The following is a 301-nucleotide window of genomic DNA, read 5'->3' on the forward strand; positions in this document are numbered from 1 at the left end:
CCATCGTCACCGCCACCTAGCACCCGACTCACACGGGCCTCGGCCAGCGAGTAGATTGCGCGAGGCCGGATGGGGTGCGCGCTCTGTGCCAGGGGACGCTGCGTGACCAGCGACGCCGGGGGCGCGCCCCCCTGCCGGAAGACAGCCGGTTGGGGGAAGGAAGTCCCGGCGGGGATTCGGTGGCCCGCGCCGTCCACGATTGCGGGGGCGCCCAGGCAGGCGGAATCGTGAAGTGCAAGGGCTGGGAGACCGACCCCAACGCTTACATCTACTTCATAACGAAAGGGGCGGTCTGGCCGCA

At 69.8% G+C, this 301-nt stretch carries 1 pseudogene; it reads left to right on the forward strand.

What is annotated here, in order from left to right:
* Window positions 1–26: 26 nt before the first annotated feature.
* A pseudogene (locus MKK58_RS00810) lies at window positions 27–301 on the forward strand (formyl-CoA transferase); the annotation flags it as partial.

Source organism: Methylobacterium sp. J-078, assembly GCF_022829285.1.
In the GTDB taxonomy this organism is placed as follows: domain Bacteria; phylum Pseudomonadota; class Alphaproteobacteria; order Rhizobiales; family Beijerinckiaceae; genus Methylobacterium.